6 protein-coding genes are annotated in these 8,919 nt (G+C 46.5%); 1 reads left to right on the forward strand and 5 read right to left on the reverse strand.

Translation table 11 applies throughout. The annotated features are described in order from the left end of the window. Positions 1-186 precede the first annotated feature (186 nt). Positions 187-1,707: an acetaldehyde dehydrogenase ExaC gene (gene exaC / locus ACVBIL_RS10170; RefSeq protein WP_447166868.1), complete on the reverse strand. Its 1,521-nt coding sequence runs from the start codon at positions 1,705-1,707 to the stop codon at positions 187-189. 252 nt (positions 1,708-1,959) lie between these two features. Here exaC and acuI point away from each other — a divergent pair, with 252 nt between their 5' ends. Beyond that, positions 1,960-2,940, forward strand: a complete 981-nt coding sequence (gene acuI, locus ACVBIL_RS10175; RefSeq protein WP_447166869.1) for an acrylyl-CoA reductase (NADPH) — start codon at positions 1,960-1,962, stop codon at positions 2,938-2,940. Between the two features lie 214 nt (positions 2,941-3,154). Here the strand turns inward: acuI and ACVBIL_RS10180 are convergent, their stop codons facing one another. The 4 genes from ACVBIL_RS10180 to ACVBIL_RS10195 all read right to left on the reverse strand — a co-directional run bounded on the left by ACVBIL_RS10180 (position 3,155) and on the right by ACVBIL_RS10195 (position 8,435). Next, positions 3,155-5,143, reverse strand: a complete 1,989-nt coding sequence (locus ACVBIL_RS10180) for a TonB-dependent copper receptor (protein WP_447166870.1) — start codon at positions 5,141-5,143, stop codon at positions 3,155-3,157. A 176-nt stretch (positions 5,144-5,319) separates the two neighbouring features. Continuing rightward, positions 5,320-6,675 carry a sodium-dependent transporter gene (locus ACVBIL_RS10185; protein ID WP_447166871.1) on the reverse strand — a complete coding sequence of 452 codons (1,356 nt, stop codon included), beginning with the start codon at positions 6,673-6,675 and terminating at the stop codon, positions 5,320-5,322. Positions 6,676-6,987: 312 nt separating this feature from the next. Beyond that, on the reverse strand, positions 6,988-7,464 hold the full coding sequence (locus tag ACVBIL_RS10190) for an Lrp/AsnC family transcriptional regulator (RefSeq protein WP_447166872.1): 477 nt from the start codon (positions 7,462-7,464) through the stop codon (positions 6,988-6,990). A 170-nt stretch (positions 7,465-7,634) separates the two neighbouring features. Further along, the gene (locus tag ACVBIL_RS10195; protein ID WP_447166873.1) at positions 7,635-8,435 is read right to left on the reverse strand and encodes a phosphatase PAP2 family protein; all 801 of its coding nucleotides are present in this window, start codon (positions 8,433-8,435) and stop codon (positions 7,635-7,637) included. Positions 8,436-8,919: the final 484 nt, after the last annotated feature.

Consider the following 8,919-nt stretch of genomic DNA (forward strand, 5'->3'; position numbering starts at 1 on the left):
GATATATTTTAAGATGCTAACGCTAAATTCTTATAGTGAAAAACGGCTAAAGAGTGATTGCCAATTTGGAAATCCGAAGCCAAGGTTCTCAACTTATTTGAAAGTGAGTCGGTGAGCGGGGCAGGCTGGCAACTGCCAGCCTGCATAAGGTGAGAACAAAGCTAAAGCGAGCTAGAAGAAACCTAACTAGAAGAAACCTAACGGATTAGCATCGTAACTGATCAACAGGTTCTTAGTGTTCTGGTAGTGATCTAACATCATCTTGTGGGTTTCACGGCCAATACCTGATTTTTTATAACCGCCAAAGGCGGCGTGAGCAGGGTAGGCGTGGTAACAGTTAATCCATACGCGTCCCGCTTGAATGCCGCGTCCCATACGCTGGGCGGTATTCATATCGCGAGTCCATACGCCTGCACCTAGACCGTATTCGGTATCGTTGGCAATCGCTAAGGCTTCAGCCTCATCTTTAAAGGTCGTTACCGAAATGACTGGGCCAAAAATTTCCTCTTGGAAGATGCGCATATCATTGGTGCCCTTTAAGATTGTCGGCGTAATATAAAAGCCATGACCGTGTTCACCTTCAAGTTTGCATATGTCACCACCAATCAATACCTCAGCACCTTCGTCTTTACCTATGTCCAGGTAGCTTAAGATCTTATCGAACTGCTCCTGTGAGGCTTGCGCCCCTACTTGGGTGTCGGTATCGAGTGGGTTACTTTGCTTAATGGTTTTACAGCGCTCAATCACCTTAGCAATAAACTTGTCGTAAATAGACTCGTGAATTAATGCGCGTGATGGGCAGGTACAGACTTCACCTTGATTGAAAAACGCCAACAACATGCCCTCTATGGCTTTATCGAGGTATTCATCTTCATGATCCATTACATCGGCAAAAATAACGTTAGGAGACTTGCCGCCCAGCTCGACGGTTGATGGAATCAATGATTCAGCAGCGCACTTTAAAATATGGTGACCTACCTCGGTTGAGCCAGTAAAGGCCAGTTTTGCAATGCGCTTGCTGGTGGCTAGCGCTTGGCCGGCCTCAGCGCCAAAACCATTGACCACATTCAGCACGCCTTTTGGCAGTAAGTCTTCAATGAGTTCGAGCAGCACTAGAATTGATACCGGTGTTTGCTCAGCAGGTTTGAGTACCACGCAGTTGCCAGCAGCGAGCGCGGGGGCAACTTTCCATGCCGCCATCAGTAGTGGGAAGTTCCACGGAATAATCTGACCAACCACGCCAAGGGGTTCGGGAAAGTGGTAGCTAACAGTATTAGCATCAATATCGGCGGCGCTGCCTTCTTGGGCGCGAATGCAGCCAGCAAAATAGCGGAAATGGTCGACCACTAACGGTAGATCGGCCGCTAGCGTTTCGCGTACAGCTTTACCGTTATCCCAAGTTTCAGCAATGGCTAAGGATTCGATATTTTGCTCAATGCGATCGGCAATGCGTAGCAAGATGTTTGCACGCTCGGTAACCGAGGTTTTGCCCCAACTGTCTTTGGCTTCATGGGCGGCATCGAGTGCCAGTTCAATATCAACTGAACCTGAGCGCGGCACCTGGCAAAATACCTGGCCATCTACGGGGGAAGCGTTGTCAAAGTAAAGGTTATTAACAGGCTTAACCCATGTGCCACCAATAAAATTTTGATACTGTGGCTTGAAATTAATAATAGCGCCGGGGGTGCCTGGTTTGTTATAAATCATGCTAACTATTCCTTGTGTATTTTCTTTCGACAACTCAGTGTAGTAGATAAATAGTGACTGAGTAGATAGGAGAAAAGTCGACTAGCTTGCCGCTATTTTTACCCCTAGTATTGGAGAGGCTTGGCGTCGGAGTTGAACTAGGAGTTGAACTTGCATTATGAATTTGACGCATTACTTCTATGCAAAATATGCACTTCATTCATAAAGGTTTATAACCTATGCTTCTCTTATCAGTTTAAATAGGAACTTGTTATGTTTAACGCACTTGTTTTGACCCAAGAAGAGAAACGTACTCTAGCGAGCGTTCAGCAAATATCAGAATCAGATCTACCTGAAGGTGAAGTGTTGGTGGACGTTTCATGTTCATCACTGAACTACAAAGATGGTTTGGCGGTAACGGGTGTTGGAAAAATCATTCGTAACTTCCCTATGGTGCCGGGCATCGACTTTGCGGGTACGGTACTTGAGTCGAGTGACGAGCGTTATCAAGCGGGTGACAAGGTGATTTTAACTGGCTGGGGCGTAGGTGAGAATCACTGGGGCGGCTTAGCCGAGAAAGCCCGTGTTAAAGCCGACTGGCTAGTACCAATGCCAAGCAATTGCGATGCTGCCAAGGCGATGCAAATTGGTACCGCAGGCCTAACGGCGATGTTGTGTGTTCAAGCATTGCAGCAGGCGGGTGTAAAGCCTAGTGATGGCGATGTATTAGTCACAGGCGCCAGTGGTGGCGTAGGCTCAGTTGCGGTGACCTTGCTAGCACAGTTAGGTTATCGTGTGGTGGCAAGCTCTGGTCGCGCCCTGCAAAACAGCGCATTATTAACTAAGTTAGGTGCCAGCGAAGTGATCGAGCGCAGCGAGCTTGAGGTTGATGCTCGTCCACTTGAAAAGCAGCGCTGGGCAGGCGTAGTGGATACCGTAGGTAATAAGGTATTGGCAACCGCATTAGCACAAATGAATTACCACGGCGCAGCTGCTATTTGCGGTTTAGCGGGTGGCTTTGCATTACCCACTACCGTGATGCCATTTATTCTACGCGGCGTGAGGCTGCTAGGTGTTGACTCGGTTTCTTGCCCATTTGACAAGCGTCAAGCAGCGTGGGAAGCGGTACTTAACTTGCTACCAGCTAGCTACTTTGAAGATGCTTGTGAGACGATTTCGCTTGAGCAAGTGCCTGAGTTTGCACAGCGGATTATTAAAGGCCAAGTGACAGGTCGTGTGCTAGTCCAGCTTTAATCGAATCGGATTGATTAAAAGCCCAGCAAATTTGCTGGGCTTTTTGTTTCTATCTTCTTATCGGTCTATTTTTAAACTGCTGGCCTTTAAATTGCCAGCCTTTAAATTGATGGTGTAAATCGACTGCGTTTGCATCTGCTCAGGCCAGAGATAAGAGACGACTCATATCGATAACTAATGAGAGCAGGCGTATCCATCAAACCTATAAGTAAGCTTAGAAGTTGTAGTCCACTTTGACCCAAGCGGTACGGCCGGGTTCATTCACTTGGAACATTGGTGAGCTACCTGGAATATCGTTGCCTGCACCTGAGCGGCTAATGTGCTCAGCGTAGGTAATATCGAATAGGTTCTCTACGCCAAAGCTCACTAATAGTGCTTCATTGTGTTGCCAGCTAGCGTTAAAGGCCAAAGTGCCGAAACCGCTGCTTTCAGCCAAATCTTGGCCAGAGATATTCCCCTCACCAATGGCGATTCTATCTTGGGCTGCCACTAGGCGCCACAATAGTCCAGCTGTCCATTGTTCGTATTGGTAATCAAGAGTGATACGACCTTCTAGCGGTGGAATTTGCCCCAGGGGTGTACCGGCTGTGTCGTTATCGCCATGGCTATAGCTGACACTTGTCTGAGTTGAGAAGTACTCTGTGAGCGGAATCGTTGCCGCAATCTCACCCCCATAAACGGTCGCGTCTATGTTGTAAGCAGAGGTGGGCTTACTGTTGGCATCGATTAAGATATAGTCGCGGATCTCTCCATAAAATAGTGATGTGGAGACAGCTACATCGGCTTCATAGATCCAACCAATATCGAGCTGTGTGGTTTTTTCTGGCGCTAAATCAAAAGCTTTTTGGCTTGGATTATTAATATCAGCCTTCATGATCTCCCAGTAATCTGGCATGCGCTGGGCATGGCCAACACCCGCATAGTATTGGCTGTTACCTGAAGTGAGTTCATAGCGACCATAACCACTAAATAGATCGTCGCTGCGCTCACCTTTTTGTCCGACCATCAGTTCGGTTTTCCAGTGATCATAGCGCACACCCGCGATTATCTCTGCAGCCCCAAGGCTGTATGCAGACTCTAGGAAAAGGCCCGTTGCTTGATAGCGCATGTTATCTTTAAATGGCTTGTTAAGCAGGTCGTCTAAACCAATATTCCCAGGAACAGCTGGAGCCGCAGGATTAATGCTGCGACCTTTATGCAGGCTGTCCATATAGTCTGTACCGGCGGTTAAACGCCAGTCTGTTGCTAGGGTAAAATCAGCCCAAAAGTGGCCGCCTTTGGTGCCACGTCTGACATTGGTTCCAGAGTTAACACCTTGGTCAAACTCATCCATCACATGGTCATTTTCGTTCGTGTAGGCTTGGAATTCGATGGCATCAATCCATTTACTATCAAACTCATGTTGCAGTAAAAGCGTTAGGTTTTCATTACTGATCTCACGGGCTTTATTAGCGCGATCGGCGTACTCAGCTTCACCCGATGAACTGCCATAGGCAAGCTCAACTACCGTCTCTTCGCTTGGCGTCCAGCCAAGGGCAAAGTTATAGTTGGAGCGGTCGTAGCTCGATTGCACCTCGTTGCCGTCGCCATCTTTATAATGGTCACTCGATGACTGGTTAACATCCATATCAAAGTAGTGCTTCTCATCGCCAGCTTTTAGCTCGACTAAATAATCGGTACGGCCAAAGCTACCCGCCGTCATACTTGCGCGGCCATCTAAGCCTGGCTCATCAAAACTGTGGCGGTCTTTCTCAAATAATACCGTGCCAGCACTACCAACAGGGCCATATTTAACCGTCTGTGGCCCTTTAATAACAGTAATGTTGTCGTAGGCTTCTGGATAGATATAAGCAGTTGGTGGGTCCATGCGGCCGCCACAGGTACCGTAAACATGTTGACCATCATCAACAATACTTAAGCGTGAACCCCCGAGTCCTCTAAGGCTAGGATCGCCGCCTGCACCGCCTTTTCTGCCGATACTAAAACCTGGAATAGTCTTTAAAAAACCTGCGCCGTCATAGGCAGGTAGTGGCAAACGGGGCTTTTTAGGATCGGTATAAGTTTTAGTGGGATCTTTCATTAGCTCGCCAGTGACAATAATGCGTTCAACCGGCTCTTTTGGGCGTTCTTCTTGGGCAAAAGTTGGGCCTGAAATCAGCCCTAGGGTGACGACGGGGATCGTCAATATGCTTTTCTTGTTCATCAAAGTACCGCGTATCGTTATTTATTTTTCGCCTGTTTTACAGGGCTTTATAAAGACGACAAACCATTTTGTACCAAGGTGCGACAAAGGGTCACAGGTGAGTGTGACTCGCCTCACTATTTTAGAACGTGAGGTACAAAAAAGGGACGATTAATCGTCCCTTGATATCAGTGATTTTAGCTAATAAGCTGCACAATAATCATGATAATAAGCAGTGGGCAGATGTACTTCACGTACCAAGGCCATATTCTCCAAAATAAGCTATTAGGGTCTACGCCCTCCTGCTGTGAAATCGCACTGATTAGTTGATTTCGGTTCCATACCCAACCTAAGTAAATGGCGATGCCAAGGGCAATTAATGGCTGTGCTCGCTCAGTGGTTAAGGTGATCATAAAGCTAAATAAGCTGTCGAAATTGAATACCACCACAATAGATAACGCGGCAATTAAGCTGCCTACAATGACGGTTGCTCTGTCACGACTCAAGCTCGTTTTTTCAACTAAGTAACTAGTAGGCACTTCCACGATCGAGATCGCTGAGGTGAGTCCGGCAATGGTCATTAAGATAAAGAAAATGATCGCAAGCAGGTACTGGCTTACACCGCCTATAGTGTCAAACAGTGCTGGCAGTACGGTAAATACTAAGGTGTCTGAGTTTAATAAACTGCCGTCTTCAGCAAAAATTTGCACGCCATTATGCTGGGCCACATACATGGCAGGGATCACCATTAGCGCGGCTAAAAATGCCACTGTTGTGTCGGTTAGCGTCACGTAGGCGGTAAGCTTGGCAAGATCTTCTTTTTGGCTTAAGTAAGCGCCGTACACCATCATGGCAGCTGTGCCTATGGTCAAAGAGAAGAAGGTTTGCCCAAGGGCGCCAATCAATACTTCTGCTTCAAATACACGGGAGAAGTCTGGAACCAATAACACTTCTAAGCCTTGCATTGCACCTGGCTGCATTAAGATATAGATCACCCCGCCAACTAAGATCAGTAACAACATCGGCATTAGGCGTTTAGACCAACGCTCGATACCTTGTTGCACGCCTTGGCGGATCACTAAAATCACCATAGCGATAAAGACCAGCGTGAACACTAAGTTGCGTGACAAGCTGAAATCCATCAACCAAGATGCAACTTGAGTTTGGCCTGTTAGCTCGGCGACAGGTGCTAATGCGAAGCTAACGAACCAGCCCGATAAAATGCTGTAAAAAGTACAGATTAAGGTGGCGGTAACGATAGAGATAAAGCCGATAGCTTTACCTATTTTCTTGGTCAGAGGGCGGTTGGCAATTTTGGCCATCGCATCGGCTGGGTTTGTTTGCCCATGACGACCAATCATAAGCTCGGCCATGAGCATTGGGTAACCGAGTACCAAGATCAGAAATAGATAAACCAGCAAGAAAGCGCCGCCGCCATGAGTCGCAGCTTGAGTGGGGAATCCCCAGATATTACCGACACCGACAGCAGAACCTGCAGCGGCCATGATAAAACCAATCTTCGAGCTAAAATGCCCTTGTTTTACTGTACTCATTAGAGCTCTCTTTCTGAACTTCTTTATCAACTAAGAGCGCGCATACTAGTGATTTAAAATTACACGTCAACGCCTTAATTTTGCGTTAAATATAATTTTATTGGCGTTTTATTCTTGTGTTTTTAGATTTTACGGTGTTACTTATCTATTTTGAGTTGAAGCGCGAGACTAGTTTGCGTGGAGGCGTTTTTATTAATGCTTATGCGCAATAAAATCATTTATAGATTTGCAGTAAAAATGCGACCGAATGCACAGATTATAGTCGCAATCTTTAAGACTAGAATTTATGACGGCGTATGCGGCCGCATCAGGCTAAATAGGCAGTGGAATGCTGGTTTGGTTCTTAACTTGTTTTAACACGAAGCTTGAGCGCACACCGGCGATATGATCATTGGTGGTCAACTTATCCAGTAAAAAGACTTTAAAATGTTTCATGTCGCTAACCAGCACTTTGATTTGATAGTCGGCGTCGCTACCTGTGAGTAGGCAACACTCTTGTACTTCATCATAGCTACTTATCTTCTCTTCAAAAGCATCGAGAATATCGGTGGAGTGTTTTTCTAAGCGAATTTGAATATAGGCGGTCAACGCCAAGTTGAAATGCTCTGCACTGAGTAAGGTGGCATAACCTGCAATGTAGCCGGCTTCTTCAAGTGACTTGACTCGTCTTGAACAGGGTGAGGGAGACAGGCCGACTTTTTCAGCCAGTTCTTGGTTCGACAGTTTTCCATGTTGCTGCATCAGTTTGAGGATGTGCAGATCGATCTTGTCTAATTGCAGTTCAGCCATGGTTGGGTCTCATCAAAGTTTAGGGGGAACAAAGTTTGGCTTTAATCAAATATGGATTTTAATAAAAGTATTGTTTTGTTTGCAGGCAGAATACCGCAATTGCTATCAAGCGCAAGCGACTGAGCCAATAAACCCTATCTAGATATAGGGTTTATCAATGGCTCATACTGTTAAGGTGTTTTGAGGCGCGAGTTAAATAAGCGGTTTATTTGTGGCCATAACCCTTGAGTCAAATAGATACTACTAAAGGCAATACTACCGCCAATGGCGGTGGATGCGAGCACATCTTGCGGCCAATGCATCCCTAGCAACATACGGCTAAAGCCCATGCCAATAGCCCAGCCCAATAACATCAATGGCAGTAAGGTTTGCCCTGCGACGAGTAGATAGAAGCTCACCGTGAGCGCGAGTGTCACAGCAAAGAGCGTATGCCCCGAAGGAAAGGCGTAACCGACTTCATGCTGCCAATGGCGCTTAATTGAAGGGCTTAAGCTTAGATCTGGGCGCGCGACTTCTAACTGATGAATGGCAGTGCCAATTCGCTGTCTTTTGTCGGCTTTAGATTGTTGATAAAAATCTTGGGTGTTAAGCAGGTATTCCTGCTCGAGTAGCGCAGCGTTAGGGCGTGGCTCGGCAAAATAGGGCTTAAGAAAATGGTTTAGGCTTAGGGTTGCAGCCATGCTGATAGATACCGCTAGCACCAGTTGCATAAATTGCTGACGGCTTAAGCAGCGATAACAGGCTACAAGAATAAGTATCCCGGTAATGATGCCATAGGGAGCGGTACCTGTACTGGTTAGCCAATATAGCCCCTGAGCAAACCAAGAGTCGAGTGCAATGCTAGGGAACAGGCTGGCGGAAGAAAGATAGATGACCGCTGGAATGATAAGTAACACAGCCCAAGCGGCAAACAGCGCTTTTTGGGTGTGCTGAGGCTGAGAGTCGGTTTTATGTAATGCGTTTTTTTTCAAAGCAGATTCCTTCAAAGCTGATTTCTTTAAAACAGATTTTTTCAAAACTTAACCTTTCAAAATTGCTCTCTTTAAAGCGGGCCTCACACGGTAAGAGAATAAATTGAACCGGCATATCATTGGCTGTAATTTAACAGCCAAAGGGCGTATTGCGGTATTAGATGGGCAAGGTTACCTATCGGCGTGAGGCTATACTAGCCTCTGCGCATGAAGCGTAAATTAATCTTAATTCATTGTGGTTTTTCTAGGGAAAGCGTGGCGATATCTAAAAGCGTTACACTCACCACGAAGCGCTACGCTTTCACGAAGAACACGATGCTAAAGATAAAGATAAAGATAAAGATAAAGTGTTTAACTGGTCTCGGCTGTGGCTCTTCTCCGTGATCTTCGTGTCCTCTGTGGTGAGATGCTTTTGCCCCAAAGCTCGTTAGCCTTCGAATGAAGACTGATTACATTTTTTGTCTGAGCTGTGGCTACAGGGCTG

The organism is Shewanella sp. 125m-7 (assembly GCF_052977045.1).